The 15799-nt window shown below is 36.7% G+C and carries 17 protein-coding genes and 1 pseudogene; 6 read left to right on the top strand and 12 right to left on the bottom strand.

The features are described from left to right. Positions 1 to 41: 41 nt before the first annotated feature. A complete protein-coding gene (locus JOC33_RS18400; RefSeq protein ID WP_205094018.1) occupies positions 42 to 365 on the bottom strand; it encodes a DNA-binding protein in 324 nt (107 codons plus the stop codon). Beyond that, positions 366 to 599 carry a helix-turn-helix domain-containing protein gene (locus tag JOC33_RS18405; protein ID WP_205094019.1) on the bottom strand — a complete coding sequence of 78 codons (234 nt, stop codon included), beginning with the start codon at positions 597 to 599 and terminating at the stop codon, positions 366 to 368. 140 nt (positions 600 to 739) lie between these two features. On the opposite strand from JOC33_RS18405, the gene JOC33_RS18410 reads away from it, so the two are divergent. After that, positions 740 to 1207: a helix-turn-helix domain-containing protein gene (locus JOC33_RS18410; RefSeq protein WP_239534301.1), complete on the top strand. Its 468-nt coding sequence runs from the start codon at positions 740 to 742 to the stop codon at positions 1205 to 1207. A 378-nt stretch (positions 1208 to 1585) separates the two neighbouring features. Here JOC33_RS18410 and JOC33_RS18415 read toward each other — a convergent pair whose 3' ends face one another. After that, the gene (locus JOC33_RS18415; protein WP_205094020.1) at positions 1586 to 3016 is read right to left on the bottom strand and encodes a DUF2254 family protein; all 1431 of its coding nucleotides are present in this window, start codon (positions 3014 to 3016) and stop codon (positions 1586 to 1588) included. A gap of 88 nt (positions 3017 to 3104) precedes the next feature. Beyond that, a complete protein-coding gene (locus tag JOC33_RS18420; RefSeq protein WP_205094021.1) occupies positions 3105 to 3608 on the bottom strand; it encodes a KGG domain-containing protein in 504 nt (167 codons plus the stop codon). Between the two features lie 372 nt (positions 3609 to 3980). Between JOC33_RS18420 and JOC33_RS18425 the strand changes: the two genes are divergently transcribed. Then, positions 3981 to 4169 carry a YjzC family protein gene (locus JOC33_RS18425; protein WP_205094022.1) on the top strand — a complete coding sequence of 63 codons (189 nt, stop codon included), beginning with the start codon at positions 3981 to 3983 and terminating at the stop codon, positions 4167 to 4169. A gap of 227 nt (positions 4170 to 4396) precedes the next feature. Continuing rightward, complete coding sequence (locus JOC33_RS18430; RefSeq protein ID WP_205094023.1) at positions 4397 to 5221, top strand: manganese catalase; 825 nt, start codon at positions 4397 to 4399, stop codon at positions 5219 to 5221. 68 nt (positions 5222 to 5289) lie between these two features. On the opposite strand, the gene JOC33_RS18435 is transcribed toward JOC33_RS18430, so the two are convergent. The 3 genes from JOC33_RS18435 to JOC33_RS18445 all read right to left on the bottom strand — a co-directional run bounded on the left by JOC33_RS18435 (position 5290) and on the right by JOC33_RS18445 (position 7046). Continuing rightward, entirely contained in the window at positions 5290 to 5499 is a 210-nt protein-coding gene (locus JOC33_RS18435) for a hypothetical protein (protein ID WP_205094024.1), read from the bottom strand. 342 nt (positions 5500 to 5841) lie between these two features. Beyond that, entirely contained in the window at positions 5842 to 6264 is a 423-nt protein-coding gene (locus JOC33_RS18440; protein WP_205094025.1) for a CBS domain-containing protein, read from the bottom strand. A gap of 194 nt (positions 6265 to 6458) precedes the next feature. Further along, the gene (locus JOC33_RS18445) at positions 6459 to 7046 is read right to left on the bottom strand and encodes a hypothetical protein (RefSeq protein ID WP_205094026.1); all 588 of its coding nucleotides are present in this window, start codon (positions 7044 to 7046) and stop codon (positions 6459 to 6461) included. 450 nt (positions 7047 to 7496) lie between these two features. Here JOC33_RS18445 and JOC33_RS18450 point away from each other — a divergent pair, with 450 nt between their 5' ends. Next, positions 7497 to 8612 (top strand): glycerol dehydrogenase, encoded by a 1116-nt coding sequence (locus JOC33_RS18450; RefSeq protein ID WP_205094027.1) that lies wholly within the window; start codon positions 7497 to 7499, stop codon positions 8610 to 8612. A gap of 300 nt (positions 8613 to 8912) precedes the next feature. Here the strand turns inward: JOC33_RS18450 and JOC33_RS18455 are convergent, their stop codons facing one another. From JOC33_RS18455 to JOC33_RS18465, 3 genes and pseudogenes are all read right to left on the bottom strand, one after another. Next, the gene (locus JOC33_RS18455; protein ID WP_205094028.1) at positions 8913 to 9293 is read right to left on the bottom strand and encodes a DUF2512 family protein; all 381 of its coding nucleotides are present in this window, start codon (positions 9291 to 9293) and stop codon (positions 8913 to 8915) included. 326 nt (positions 9294 to 9619) lie between these two features. After that, positions 9620 to 9898, bottom strand: a complete 279-nt coding sequence (locus JOC33_RS18460; RefSeq protein ID WP_205094029.1) for a hypothetical protein — start codon at positions 9896 to 9898, stop codon at positions 9620 to 9622. 435 nt (positions 9899 to 10333) lie between these two features. Further along, a pseudogene (locus tag JOC33_RS18465) lies at positions 10334 to 11607 on the bottom strand (IS110 family RNA-guided transposase). A gap of 407 nt (positions 11608 to 12014) precedes the next feature. On the opposite strand from JOC33_RS18465, the gene JOC33_RS18470 reads away from it, so the two are divergent. Continuing rightward, the gene (locus JOC33_RS18470) at positions 12015 to 12506 is read left to right on the top strand and encodes an IS110 family transposase (protein ID WP_205094030.1); all 492 of its coding nucleotides are present in this window, start codon (positions 12015 to 12017) and stop codon (positions 12504 to 12506) included. An 893-nt stretch (positions 12507 to 13399) separates the two neighbouring features. Here the strand turns inward: JOC33_RS18470 and JOC33_RS18475 are convergent. Both JOC33_RS18475 and JOC33_RS18480 read right to left on the bottom strand, forming a co-directional pair. After that, positions 13400 to 13942 (bottom strand): GrpB family protein, encoded by a 543-nt coding sequence (locus JOC33_RS18475; protein WP_205094031.1) that lies wholly within the window; start codon positions 13940 to 13942, stop codon positions 13400 to 13402. Positions 13943 to 14067: 125 nt separating this feature from the next. After that, a complete protein-coding gene (locus tag JOC33_RS18480) occupies positions 14068 to 14928 on the bottom strand; it encodes an alpha/beta fold hydrolase (protein ID WP_205094032.1) in 861 nt (286 codons plus the stop codon). Positions 14929 to 15435: 507 nt separating this feature from the next. Between JOC33_RS18480 and JOC33_RS18485 the strand changes: the two genes are divergently transcribed. Beyond that, a complete protein-coding gene (locus JOC33_RS18485; RefSeq protein WP_239534302.1) occupies positions 15436 to 15765 on the top strand; it encodes an ImmA/IrrE family metallo-endopeptidase in 330 nt (109 codons plus the stop codon). Positions 15766 to 15799 lie beyond the last annotated feature (34 nt).

The raw sequence follows: 15799 nt of genomic DNA on the forward strand, positions 1-15799 counted from the left end.
CAGTAATCTATAGACGTTTGATTTAAGATAAATTTATAGAATTAAATGACCCCAAAATTTCTTTTGGGAGCTATTTGATCGGACACTTCAACATGATCTCTTATCCAACTAATCACAAGGTCTTTTGGATAAAGTGTACGTCCTCCAACTTTCACTTTTGGAAAGTCTTCACGTTTCAAGACATGAGCATCTAATGACTGAACGCTAACATTGAAAACATATTCAGCTAGGCTTGTGCGGTCCAACAAATATGGCAATTCAGTTTCCTTGCTCGCATCTTCTTGTGCTTTTTTGGCAATATCATAAAAAATATCGTAAACCTTATTATTAAAATCAGCTTCTGGCTGCAGCTTGGCTTCAAACATTTACAACATCTCCTTTTCTAAGTTTTTACGTTCCTTTAAGGAACATCGTTCTTCAAAAAAATTTGTCCATTCAAAACCTAGAGTCGAAGCTATATCTTTAGCTGTTTCTACTGTTGGATTTTTAACACCAGCTTCTATATGTGTATAATAACTTCTAGATATATTGGATCTTTGAGCAGTCTGTTTTTGAGTGAATTTATTCTGAAGCCTTAGTGTTTTCAACCACATTCTCACCTTTTACACCCCCTAACGTTCCTTTAAGGAACTTTATAAAACTCATTTTAGTTCCCTTAGGTAACATTGTCAATAATATCAATCATATTTATTTGAAATTTTAATATCTCACCTTTAAGTTACTATCAGAAACATTTATAATGAAAGATATCACACTGCATTTTAGTGGAAAAGTTTGGTGGTTAAAAATGAAATTTTCAGATAGGCTGCAAAAATGCCGAATAATAAAAAAAGAAGAGAACCCTGTGTGGACTCAAGAATATATTGCAAAGCAAATAGGAGTTGCCCGTACTACCTACACTGCTTATGAAAGGGGTACAAAAATTCCACCTTTGGATACTGTGAATAAGATAGCTGATTTATTTGACGTTTCCACAGATTATCTTTTAGGCAGATCAGACAAAATAAATTATAATGCTGGAAATAGTGATTTTGATTCAATTAAAGAAGTGAATAACCTAATGGATAAATACGGAATTGAAGACGCCGCTTTTTTTGATATAGACAAATGGAAGTCCATGGGGCCAGAGCAAATCCGAGAATTGGAAAGTTATTTTCAATACCTAGTCCAAAAGTCTAAGGAACTTGAAGATAAAGGTAATAAATAAAAGATAAACTGACATAAGTATATAAACAATAGACAGAGCACTTTCAATAACTGAAAATACTCTGTCTATTTTTAATTTTTTTGTGAATTGAATGTTCAGAAAGCGATTTTAAGTTGAAGACTTATTTACAAAATATCTCCATGGATATATTATCCTTGACTCTATAAACTCTGCTTTACATTTCAAAACTTCTTTTCTGTAAGAAATACCCCTTTCCTTTTCCTCGTTTCCCTTTTGTCCCGGCTTGGGTATTCATTTCATTTCTTAGAACGTTGCTTATAGAAACTTCCACCGTCAAAGTGGTTCATATCATTAATCTTACTTTTTCTTAATCATAGTCTAGTTCTATATTTATTACGTTTATTTCACAATGCCTCGTTAATAACATCCTAATGGAATTTTTCTTTCTATCTCCTTACGATCATCTTCATCCGTGATAGTCCTCATCATTTTTCGAACCAGTTTATTATATTCCATTTCATGTCCGGTTGTTTTTGCCATATCCAATAGGGTGTTATAAAGTTTTTCCCGGTCCAGGCTATGGATATAATTAATTTCTAACGAACGCGTCGTATATACGGCGAAGTCCCAAACAGGTGTGCAGTCATGCTTCTTTCTTACTTTAGCGATGGCATGTAATACTTTTAAGATTTCCACCGTAAGAATAACATTCTTTCGGGCGTAATGACGGATAGAGGATAAGCCAATGTATAGATAATCCTTAAATTCAAGATTGTCTAAAATGATGCGTAAATTCCCCTCCTCATCTGCCAAATAAGGCGTAAAAAAGGATAACTGGGAAATTTTGATTAACAAATCACCAATTTGATAGATTGTTCTAGTAGCCGTTTTCGGATCATTACTTCCGATGGCCCGAATGGCTACTTCCACCAATTTGCTTAAACTGAATTCTATGTCCTGTACTTCGTTTTGATTTTTTCCAATACGGATCATGGAATAATATTTTGATTCATCGATGGAATTTGCCCCGTTTGGCCAGTAGGACAGTAAGGGGGTGGATACAAACGCATAGTTCCCTACCTTATAATGTAACTCTATGATAAGATCATCTTTTTCCGCTTCTTTAATTAAATTTATGAAATCAATCGTTTGAATATAGCCTGATTCTTCTACGTAGATGGAACAGGCCTGCTCTCTATTCTCCGGCACCTGGTGTTCTATGGAAGCACTATTCTTTACACGGTAGGCATCCATTTCCTTTACTAACAAATTCTTAGCAACAATGGCAGACTCTTCTTTCATATCTTCCGTCATATTGGTAACCTGCAGCCAATTAACAATATGGTTAACAAAGATAATGAAAGTTGCCATTGTCAGCATAGTGAATAAGATTGCCAGCACCGGTATAAAGAAAAAAGTGCTCTGTTTATCAAGGAAGAAGAGACAAAGCAACACATAAGTAAAGCTTCCAATAAATATTCCAAGCGTTCTCTGGGTCATTTTATTCCTCATAAAATTTTGAAGGATCCGTGGGGAAAATTGGACAGAAAAGGTAGTTAAGGCCGCTAGAACGCCATAAAAAGTAAAAGTTGTCAGAGATAATATACCCCCAGTCAACGTACTTAATATGGTTCTAGTCAGTTGATATTCAATAGTTAGAGCTGGCGGAATAAACTTTCCTGAGTCTGTAGTTAAGTCCAACGTAACCGCCAAAACTAAAAGTAGGATTGATAAAAACCCATAAATAATAGGGGTTACCCATAGATTCCCATACAATTCCAACCATTTTTCTCTTGGAGATTTTTTTTTGAACTCTTCCCACTTTGCAGGGGCTTTTTTAAAGAGCACATTTTCACCTACTTTTGTATAAACTAGACTTATCCATAAAAAATTGGCGGCCTATTCTTTCAACAGAATAGGCCGCCTTGTTGGTTCCTTACCGCTTATGGTTTGCGTTTTTTCCGCCTTTTTGGCCGATGTCTTCATAAAATTCTTCTCCATGCTTTTCACTTGTTGTCTCGCCGCCTTTTTGGCCTATCTCCTGATAAAATTCTTTATCCTTTTCTTGACTGGTGGTTTCGCCACCTTTTTTTCCGATCTCTTCGAAGTGTTTCTGATCATATTTATCGCTGACGGTTTCCCCGCCTTTTTTTCCGATCTCTTCGAAGTGTTCCTGATCATACTTATCGCTGACGGTTTCCCCGCCTTTTTTTCCGATCTCTTCGAAGTGTTTCTGATCATACTTGTCGCTGACGGTTTCCCCGCCTTTTTTTCCGATCTCTTCGAAGTGTTTCTGATCATACTTGTCGCTGACCTTTTCTCCGCCTTTTTGACCGATTTCCTCGAAGTGTTCCTGGTTATATTTTTCGCTTACTTTTTCTCCACCTTTTTGGCCAGCTTCCTCTACACTCATCTTACGATTGTTATTATTTTTTGCCATGATAAAACCTCCTTTTAAGCTTATATTCAGTTCCTACCACGGAAAAAGCTTCAATAAACATATTCATTGTTGATAATTCCCTTTTACTTTATATCCCCTTTCCCCGTGTACTTATGTTTCTTTTTTAGATTATCTGTAGATGGAAGGAATAATTAATAGTAAAAAATTCATCGGAATATATCCTTTATCCATCTTAACTATTGTCCCCTTAGGAATAAGGATGTGCGGGTACAGATTCCCTAAATGAAATTTTACAGTTTTATAACAAATAGGTTAATTCTTGGTATTTCTGTTTAGAGACAAGAAAATCGGTAATCTAAATAAGTATAGAAAGCAGTGGACTTTCTAAATTTCTTTTGGAGGTGCAATAAAATGGCTAACAATAAGAAGACTTACAAAACGGGAGAAAAAGCAGAAGAGAACGGAACTTACAAAGTAGATAGTCTTGTCAGTGGTGGCTCTACAGAAAATGATAATACAGAAATTAAGCTAGAAGAAGGAGAGCAATTCCCTCCTTCCCCGTCAAGCAATGAAGCTGCTCACTGGGTGAAAGTATCTTAATAAAAGACTAAAGGTAAGAGAAGCACGTGCTATCAACGAGCCGTGCTTCTCTTTTATTATTTATACATACAGTTTTCGCTAATAAAAAAAGAGTTCTAATAAAACAGGGAGTAATATACCACCAGTAACAGGTAAATAAAGCCCTTAGTTTCTGAAAGGAATTTTTTGGGTAAGGTTCAAGTAGAACCTTCAAGAGTTCCAATTATAATCCAAAGAGGTGGGAGATAATGTTTTTTCATCAAAAGGAATTACAGTTCCATGCGAAGCCAGAACGTCCTGATCCGGTTTATGCCAAAAAGCTTCAAGAAATTTTAGGCGGACAATTCGGAGAGATTTCTGTTGCGATGCAGTATTTGTTCCAAGGTTGGAATGCGAGAGGTGACGAAAAGTATAAAGATTTAATTATGGACACAGGAACGGAAGAACTAGGGCATGTGGAAATGATTGCAACCATGATTGCACGTTTATTAGACGATGCCCCCATTAATGAACAAGAGAAAGCTTCCGAGGATCCGGTAATCGGGGCAATCATGGGAGGAATGAACCCTCACCACGCTATTGTCTCCGGATTAGGGGCCATGCCGGAAAACAGTACAGGTGTCCCTTGGAATGCTGGTTATATCGTAGCAAGCGGAAATTTATTATCCGATTTTCGTGCTAATCTAAATGCAGAGTCCCAAGGCAGGTTACAAGTGGCACGGTTATATGAAATGACGGAAGACAAAGGCGTAAAAGAAATGCTTTCCTTCTTATTAGCTCGTGATACCATGCACCAAAATCAGTGGATTGCTGCTATTAAGGAATTGGAAGAGAAGTATGGGACCACTGTTCCTGCTACTGTTCCCGCTGATTGGGAGGCAACAGATTTTTCTTATGATTTTCTGAATTTTTCTGATGGGGAACATAGTAAAAAAGGAAACTGGACATCCGGTAAAACCCCGGATGGCAATGGGGATTTTGGCTACGTGAAAAAGCCTGAAGCTTATGGCGGAAAACAAGAACTGAAACCAGCGCCAGCTTATGTTCATGGTATTCCCCCATTGGAGGATTGAGTCAAAAAGAGACGGTTTTTAACCGTCTCTTCTTTTAATTAAGAATCCTTTTCCCATATATAAAGCACTCAGTTATTTAAGACGTGGCACTCTAAAATCTGTATACCTTCCAATGATAATGCAAAAGCTTCTGAAATTTCTTTTTTAACTTCTTCTTGTATGATTTCCTTTTCCTCTTTCGTATCTTCTAAATAGATATCATCGATTCTTTTGAATAACTCAGGACGATCGAGCTCACTTTCTTTACAATAGTTGATCCATTGCACTTGCACCAACATAGTACCCTCCTCCCTGCAAGCTTAAAAAGAATAGGGATTTCCCATTAAAGTTAAGTGCTTTGTGACCCTAAAAATACTATATATTATAAAGTATTTAAAGGGATATTTCAGGAACTTAAAAAAATCTTAATATTTCTTCTTTCTATTATTCCAGGAAAGCGCTATTATAGGGGCTAATAAGTAAATATAACAATTGTGTAAGACATTGTTTGTCCATCTTTATTTAGGGGACATATTGAGGTAATTATAAAAAATTGCTAAGTATATGTACGTACGGACAACCATTTAACATTAGAGAAAAAAAAGCGTGCCATGGTTTCCATGTCACGCAACTTTTTGCCCTTAATTATTTCCTTTGCCTTTGGAAAGTTCACTTACAATATCAGCTGCAACTTCATCGGCGCCTTCTATACCTAAATCGCCCAAGCTTACTACACCGCTGAATCTGTCTTTTTCTACTACCATTAATCGTTTTATTTGGTGTTCCTGCATAAGGCGTGCGGCTTCTTCTACATCCATGTCTGGAGACCCGGTAATTACTTTCTCCGTCATGATATCAGAGGCATGAATATTGTCTGCTGTCCCTTTGGCTAACCCTCTGACTACGATATCTCGATCTGTCACCACTCCGACATACTTGTCATTTTCCACAATGGGAATGAAGCCTACATCTTCCTCTTTCATGTGTTTTGCAAGAGTTGCTAAGTTATCTGAAGGGTTGCATGTAGCAAGAGAAGTGCTCATATAATCCTTGATGATGCTCATGGTTATTCCACCTTTCTAAATGAAACGATTATATAGAATTAATTACCTTTTTGACCAATATTAAACATAATTTCGTATTTTAAGTTTAATCCATTTATCATGGTGAAGGTTACGAAAGTGAAACAAAGGTTACTTCTTAATAAGGGAAAGATTCATTTCCAAAATAAATCACTTAATAATAAGGAACCTTTTATCTACATCCACCACCCTGCACTTATAGTATAGTTAAGGGTCACGGCGCAAGTTAGATACATAAGCCAAAGACCAGTTAGCAGCTGCCAGGTACCAACAAGTTTTCCAAGGCCGGTTGATCCTCCGAAGCGAGCTGGAATCTCTGTCAAATAAATAAGTGAGAGCCCGATGAATAAAATTGCAACGGCTATGTTTCCTACGCCGAAGAATACCCACATTCCTAACAATGAAATGATAAGGAATGCAATAGCCATCCAACCATCTGCGGTGTCTTTTAAACCTTTATATCTTCGTAAGCCTAATGCAAACCAATGAATTCCATAGGCAGTAAAGGCTAAGCCAGCCATATAATGGGCGGGTTTGTTAGTGAAAACCTGAAACCATGTGAGCCCTATCATAATATAAACGCCAGTGATGAACTGCATAAACCCTGGCATCCATATTCCCCAGATTCCAAGAGTTTTATTGTCACTTTCATCACCACTTGGGATTCCGAATAAGGCTTGTCCTCCCCATATTAGATAACCAGTACCAAGTCCAAAAAAACCAATCGCCAAGGGAACAAAGGAACTAATATCAAAGACATTCATTTTTATCTCTCCTTTCAAGGTGTTTGTTAATCATTAGACAAGTACGTTTTGTTCTCAAACGTAAATCCGTTGAAAAAAATTCCTTTTATGTGCAAGCTTGATGCGATTCGCGATATAACAGCCCTGAAAACTATTTAGTAATATCTCCTCGGTCATTAATTATTTCAAAGAAATTACAATTTGACGCCAGTTAGATAAGTCACATATTTCAGCTTGAAAGATTTTTTTAGTCTCGGATTATACCAATAAGGTCGAGAAAAATACCGAACTATAAGCCCAATAGCGTTCTAAACGATTCACCCTTTCCCCATAAATCTATACCTCTGCAACACCATCAGGGCTGCGATGTTACTCCCAGAGGTATCCTATAAACCTTACATATGTGTTTAACATTCTTCATCCCAAGGGTAGGAAACAAGTATAATAGATTATGAAAGGCAGGGGTTCAGAATGAAGAAACGCGTTTACATTAGCCCAGCAAAATATGTTCAAGATAAAAACGCCATTCAAAATATCGGACAACATTTAGAAGGCATTGGGGAGACTGCTATTGTTATTGCAGATGAAACAGTTTGGAAGATTGCAGGGGATGATGTGGTATCCTATTTAAAAGATGCAAACTTTAATACGAAAAACGTTGTATTTAATGGGGAAGCATCTCCCAAAGAAATGGACCGAATCACTGATATTGCGAAAGAAGCTGAGGCATCAATCGTTATCGGTGTCGGTGGTGGTAAAACATTAGATACTGCAAAAGCAGTTTCTGATGAGGTCCAAGGTTTTACGGTGATTGTCCCCACAACTGCTTCTACAGACGCTCCTACGAGTGCACTTTCCGTGGTGTACTCCGAAGAAGGTGTGTTTGAATCCTATCGCTTTTATAACAAGAACCCAGACCTGGTGTTGTTAGATTCCAAAATCATTGCCGAAGCACCGACACGGTTATTAGCCTCCGGTATTGCAGATGCACTGGCTACTTTCGTAGAGGTGAGGAGTGTGGTGAACCACAAGGGTAACACGATGGCAGGAGGACAAACGACTCTGGCAGCACAGGCAATAGCTGAGAAATGTGAAAAAGTACTTTTTGATTATGCATTACTCGCTTATCAATCGAATGAACGTCAGGTGGTAACTCCTGCTTTAGAAAATGTGATTGAAGCAAACACTCTGCTTAGTGGGCTTGGATTCGAAAGTGGTGGACTAGGTGCTGCCCACGCTATTCATAACGGCTTTACCGCACTAGAAGGTGAAATACACCATCTCACACATGGAGAGAAAGTAGCCTTTGGTACTCTTGTTCAATTAACATTGGAAGAACATCCTCAAGAAGAAATTGAACAATATATGGCGTTGTATACGAGCCTTGGTTTACCAATCACTTTAGAAGATATCAAACTAAAAAATGCTTCCAAAGAAGATATCCTCAAAGTATCCGAAGCTGCGACTGCCGAAGGAGAAACTATCCATCAGGCCTTTTCAGTAACAGCGGATGAAGTAGCTGATGCGATTATTGCTACCGATCAGTATGCCAAAAGCTTCAAAGGAATGTTACAACTAGAAAAGTGACACAAAAAGCTGGGGCTTCACTCTCCAGCTTTCTTACATATTTTTGTTTCTTCGTGGTAATTACAGCCTTCATCAGCACAACACCCAGTCCCTTCCCAATATACTAATGGAAAGTAATTAAATTGTAGGAAAAACACCTCCCTGTAAATCAGGAAGGTGTTTAAAAAAATATACGAAATTAATTGTAGAAGCTAAAAATACACACCGAACATAGAAAGAAGAGTTATCTGCTGTATAAAAATGGACACCAGAAATTTTATTCCGATGTCCATCACCTTAAACACACATGTAAATTAAATGTTAGTTGGTGTAAGCACTACGCAGTTGCTCATTAGCTGCGAGGTTTTTCCGCTTAATATAAAAGTGAAAGATATATTCACCCATACCTAGAACCACCCCAGCTACTACCCCTGCTATAGCAGCAGTTCCAGTAGTGATTCCAAATGCCATTCCTATCAGCCATACGGCAAGAAAGGTAAGTCCAAAATCCGCAGTTGTCGCTACCATGTTACCCTTTTTAGGATATACATAAAGGTCTCCGCTTAAATAAGCGACAGTTCCTAAAACAATGGTGATAGTTAATACATTTAGAAATGAAAAGTTAAATCCTAAGCTTAATACTAACCATAGCAAAACAAGGGTCATAACACCTTTAATTGCCAAAGCTTTTAAGTGAGCCATGTCATACCTCCCTTTTCTTTTTGGTGTAATAGTATATATATTCTCCTATTCCCGGATAAAAAAAGGGAAAACTTGGTTACCATATATTTCAAAAATTGTAATGTTATCCAACGAAGAGATTTATGGGCACTCCCTATTATTTACTTTATAAGCAGTACGAATGCCGGATTCTATAGCCCTAAATAGCATCCAGGAACTCAATCCTTATTCACAAAGGCTAGAGGCTTATCTTTTCTACAGATAAACCCCCTATTATCGAATACTTGATATCGAGACATCTTTCATTAGATCTTTAACTTACGCCCCGACAGTTGAAGATAATCCTTTTATGCTTGTTGAAAACCATACATCGCAATAAAGACTAAAAATGCAGATAGAAGCACTCCTAACACATTCATCAAAGCAAGGCTAATTTTGACCTTGCCTTTAATCCCAGTTAAAGCAAATATTAAGCCCAAAACTACTAAAATCAAAGGTAAAAAGATGCTTATATTAATTACAGCAACATATAGTGCATTACCCCATTCAGTCAAACCAGCTAGTAGTGGAAAAACAGCCAAAATGAAAAAAGATACTGATAATATTGAACAATACTTTTTTGTCATAATTAGTCTCCCTCTGTAACTTTTATTCAATTAAACTCCCTCTATAAAGAAAGGAAAATCTTACGATTTCTCCAGTTTTCTCAGAATTTCATAGTCGTTCGTATATAGACTATATTTAAATAATGGAATTTAGTTGTATTTATGTCGAATTATGGATTTTTAGAGTCTGACAGTGTACACCCAATTGCTAGTTTCTTTAAATTTTGGGTTGTGATTAACTTATAATCGCATTTATGGATGTCCACAATTCTCATGGAGGTGAACCCTCCCATGTCTCACAGAGTCAATGCTCTAAAATTCCTTCGTACAACCTTTCCATGAGGTGGATGTCAGTAATGCTGCCCTGCAGGATCAATGTCCGTAGGTTAGTTGGTTTGACTGACTAATCCGTGCTTCAAATGTCTATATAGCTAAGATAACTATGACTACAAAAAACTAAGCTGCTGTCTGCAATTCTTTCATATGAGGAATATCTCTTAACATCTTCTCTTCACTAAACTCAAATTGTTTTTTACTGATGGCAAACAATATTCTTATCAGTTTATTACACAAGGCAATCATCGATTGCATCTTTTTCAGAGGGTTGTTGGGTCGTTTCGTATAGTATTCATGTAGAGCTTTAAAAGCAGAATTCTTGGCGACAAGAGGCATGACAACTTTAAACAAAAGGGCTCTTAATTTCTTTCGGCCTCGCTTTGTAATTTTCGTCTGACCTTTATGTTGTCCTGAAGTATTCTCTTTCAAATTCAAGCCTGCTAACTTTATAATCTGGCGAGGATGAGAGTAGCCATTAAGGTCTCCGACCTCTGAAAAGAACCCTACCAGAGTGTCTCTTCCTATGCCCGTGATTCCTAGCATTTGTTTTACGCCAGGGACCTGTTCAAGAAAAGAGTCCATTCTGGACTCAAGCTCTTCCAACTTTTGATGAACTTTTCTAACAAGGTATGGAGTTCTAATTTAGCCATATCCGAACCTTGACGAACACCTACTGAACAACCAGCCACTCGCTTTAATTCCTGCATCTTATCTAAACCTACGCCACGTTTGACTGTCTTTCTAAGGTGAATCATTAATTCTCGATCTGTGAGGTTTATAAGTTCGTGTGGAAGTAAGTTAAGTTTCAATATTTGAAGTGCTTTACCTTCCCAATTTTTAAACACAGTTAATAACTCAGGGAAATACCGATCAATCCAGTTATGGATTTGCCCCTGCACCACTTGAAGGTCGACAGATAGAAGATCACGAATTTTTTTAGCACCACGGAGTTCTGCATAAACTCCTTGCGGAATGTTTGGTTCAGCGTATCTCCCATCTTTCACTAATTGGGCAATGACCTTCGCATCTTTAATGTCATTCTTGGTAGGTGAATTATCATCCAACTCTTTTGATTTCTTCACATGTGAAGGGTTCACTACCACGAACTTGATATTCTTATCCTTTAAAAAATGAACTAGGTTGAGCCAATAATGACCGGTGGGCTCCATCCCAATCAAAATTTGGTGCTTATTATGGTCCGTAAGTAACTGCTGAATCCATTCAAAAAAGCCATCGAATCCTGCTTGTGTATTTTCAAATGTTAGAGATGATCCAAGCTCGACACCTCTAAAATCTTGAGCCCTCGCGACATGATTGTGTTTCGCAATATCCACGCCTACAATTAGTGTTTGAGATGTTATTTGAGCAAGCTTCTTATTTTGGTTATAATTCATTTCATGGCCTCCTGGTATATGAATTTGTCCTTTGTGCTGGCCAGCTTCAGGACATATCTATCATACCAAGAGGTCATTTTTTCGTTAAATACGATATTTCTTCATAACAGGAATGCTGCCCTGTTAGTGATTTAGCACAATAAGCGATAGTCAATGTGCAGCTATAGCCCCCTATCGTATTATAAGGTTAACCAGTTTCTGGTTGACCTATTTTTTATGGGTTATTCTTTAAGTAGCCGGGTAGGACGTTCGCCCCCGCGGGACTCTGATCCCGTCCGCTATACTGTCCACCCCCTACTTGTAGAAACATGTTTGAGGCTGGTTGGGACCTGGATCCCGTAAAACAAGCGAAGCTATGACACTACAAGGTAGGTTAGGGGCTGCCGGCGAATCTAACAAAAGGAGACGTGATAAAACATGGATCCAGTCATCGGCCTGGATATTGCGAAGGGAAAAAGCCAAGTACAAGCCTTTTTACAGAAGAAAGACCCTTACAAAAAGAGCTTTATTTCGAGCATAACATCCTAGGGTTACATGATTTTCATCGTTTTTGGTTAGAGGTGGAAGAGATCACAGGGCGACCTCCGGTCGTCGTTTTTGAATCTACCGGTCATTACCATGAACCCGTTTTACAGTTCCTAGAAGAGCATCAAATCGTCTATTATTTGGTGAATCCGGTTCTTTCTTATGAAGCTAAAAAGATGAGCTTAAGGAAAGTGAAGACCGACGCCATTGATGCCTTTCGTTTAGGGGAGTTGTATTATCTATATGATGACCTTCAACCTTTCAAAAAGAAAGCCGTCAAAATCATGAATTTGAGGAACCTAGCCCGCCAACATGACGCTCTAACGGGAACTTATGTACAAATTAAACTTCAATTCCAAACCGTATTGGATTAAGAGCTTATTACGATAAGAAACGTGAAGAAGGCAAGCCACATAAGGTGGCAATCATTGCTTGTGCTAACAAGCTCATTCATTGGATTTATGCCATCTTAAAAAGTAAAAAGACTTATGCGATTTAGAATCAACCAATAAAATACTTTTATAGAAAATACTTCAAATCGTTACTGTTGAAGTTTATTTAGTATGTTCATTTTTATTGTACCATGTCTGATTCACTTTTTTTACCCTTACCTATTGACCTTCTATTAGCTGGTATAGCGGAATACTTGATTTCGAGATATTTTGAATCCAAACGCTACTAATGCTTAATAACTATAATAAGAACACTAGTAACAACAACCCGATAATGCCAGTTAAAATATAACTAATTGTTCCTATTTTTTTCGTTTTTGTATTAATATAGGCTTTATGCTCAAGATTTTTGATGTAGTCAAATATTACCCAAAGACTAATTAAAGGAATTATCCCTAATAAATAATTATCCACTATATGAACCAACGTAAATACTGTCACTATTGCAAATGCTACATTACTTAAAATAGTTTTAATATTGTTCCACTCCAGTTCAACTGTTTATTCCTATAGCTCAGTAATCGATAGCCATTATCGCCCACTTATGCGGAAAGCTCGAAGCTGAGAAACTACGTAAGTTTACATTCTTTCATCTTAGTAGATCCTGTAAATTACAATAGATGTAATTTCTTAATTCAAGGAGCTCTATCTATTCATATGGAAAAGAAACCTCTTCACTTCGGTAACCATCTAACACTTTTTGAATAATCCCAAAAAAAGCTCTTTTGGGAAAAGGTAGTCTTCCATATGACTCTATGGTTTTTTAGACTTAATACAAATTCCACTTTATAACCTCCTCCTATGCTAAGCCCTCGTTAGCCAATATTAGATTTTTTTCTTTTTTTAAAAATACTTTTAACAAATTCTTCTTTAAAATCAGTATACTCATTTACTCCTGTGGATGACTTTTTTAGATACTCCATCTTCACTTCTAAATACCTTTTTTTTGCTGTTTCATTTGAATTTAGATAATCTCTAAAGAAAATTAGATTGTTCCATAGTTCACTTTGATATTCAACCAAGTGGATATAATGTGTCTTTTCTTTGTAAGTATTATCAGTAAACTTTGCTAATACAATTTCTCCAGGCCTCTCAACTTTTAATCTTAAAAAACCCACTTTGAAAAAATCTTTAAATAAGGGTTTATCTACCTTACTCAAGGAATCAACACCCACTAATATATCTATTATTGGTTTTGCTGACATCCCCTTAATTGCTGTACTTCCAATATGCTCAATCCGAGATTCTTCCAAATTTGTGTTTTCCACTATCTCATTTTTCACTCTAAAAAATTCTTCATTCCATTCGGAGGTATAGTCCACTAATCTAACTTCATCCCTTTTAAGTCCTAATTTCAAGGTTTACCCCCCTTTAACGAAGTCTGCCTTAATTATTAATCCTAAAGATTTTGCCCGTGGATACATCAGACACCTCTTGGTACGGATGGCTCCATTCTTCAAAAATCAATTTTAATACCTAACCCTTAGCTGTATAGTAAACCTTCATCTTTTAAAAATGAATCAAACACATTAGTAAAACGCACTGTTTCTTCTAAAAATGGGTAATGGTTACTTTCTTCAAAGATGACTAATTTTGAATTAGGTATGTTTTCAGCCATTTCAATGGAGTACTTTAATGGACATTGGACATCATATCTCCCACATATTATTAAAGTAGGTGTTGATATAAGCTCCAGTTTTCTAGTTACATCATAAACTTGCAATTCTCGACTGAAGAACTCCATTCGAATTGCAGACAAACCTTTATGTATGTTTAAAGAAAAAAGGTCATTATATTTTTCAGGAGCCAATAATGATAGTTTTGTCCTTTCAACTTTTAGCTCACTTCTTTTTTCTTGCGGTAAATCCTTACGTTTCAAAGCTTCGTTTAGTTCCTGCATTCTATTAAATTTAGGATGCGCTGAATTATAAATGCAATCTCTTGAAAATGTCATATATTCTCTTACAGCTGCTCCGACGATCACATTATAATTTAGAAATTCTGGATAGTAAATTCCGTAAATAACTCCTAACATTCCTCCAGTTGAATGGCCAGCGAAGCCCCACTTATTAAATCCCAGTTCTTCACGAATAGCTTCTAAATCAAAAATAGCTTCCAACATACCTAGTTGATACGGTTCCGTCGCTTTCTCTGAGTGCCCAGTTTCTCTTAAGTTTACTAAGAAGACTTTGTGAGTTCTTGTAAATGTTTCAGCAAAGTAATCTCCTGATTGGTTAAATTCAGAATAAAGATGAGTCACACACATTGGTGCTCCCTTCCCCTTTATGAATATTTCAAATACTCCGCGAGTTGTATCAAGTAACTTCCTTTTCCAATCCCCCATTATAATTTCCTTTCTTAGCTTAATTTATCTAAATTTTAACATATTAGTTTTTGGAAATACCTCGAAATCAAGTCTTCCAGAATGCTGCCCTTATATGGAAAACTCGAATTCAAGATAAACAATGATTTTATATCCATAAGAGTTATGTAATAAGCGTTTAGGTTTTTGATACAAGCCAATTTTATTATCGCAAGAGTTTGTATCTGTTTTCATCAAAATTATTTAATTTACCAAATAATAGTTATCATTTGTCCTTTACTCAAAAATAAAATCCAGATTTTGTAACTTATAATGTTGATTATGCAAACATATGTTCGTATAATAATCATTATCAAAGGACGGTGATTGGTTTTGGGTTTTCCATCCTACACGACCACAACCCTTGAAGACGTAGTAACTAAATGGTACCTAGATAATAAATTTATACACCCTGAGGATTTATGTATTAACAGAATTGGGCTTAAATCCAGGATCTCCCTTCATCGAAAACCCACTCAAGCCAGTTACATGAAAGTTGGAAGGTACCAAGAGATTATTATTGATAGTCGATTACCTATAAAATACCAAAGAGAGCAATTCTTTCATGAACTATGTCATGCTTTAAGACACTTTGGCTGCCAGTCAAAAATGCCTAGAGCTTTTTATGAGCTTCAAGAAAGGGATGCAAAGCACTTTACCCTTTATGCTTCTCTTCCTTTTCATATGATTAAAGGTTATTCATTACATAACCCTGATATTATAGAACAATGGTCTAGAGATTTTAATATTCCAAGATACTTATGTGCAGAGCGATTAGAGAAAATCAAAGGTAGGGTTGTACCGAAAATTACAACATAATCAAGTAGGATGATGTAAAAAGGAGAGAATTACA

The sequence above is a fragment of the Thalassobacillus pellis genome (assembly GCF_016908295.1).
In the GTDB taxonomy this organism is placed as follows: domain Bacteria; phylum Bacillota; class Bacilli; order Bacillales; family Halobacillaceae; genus Thalassobacillus; species Thalassobacillus pellis.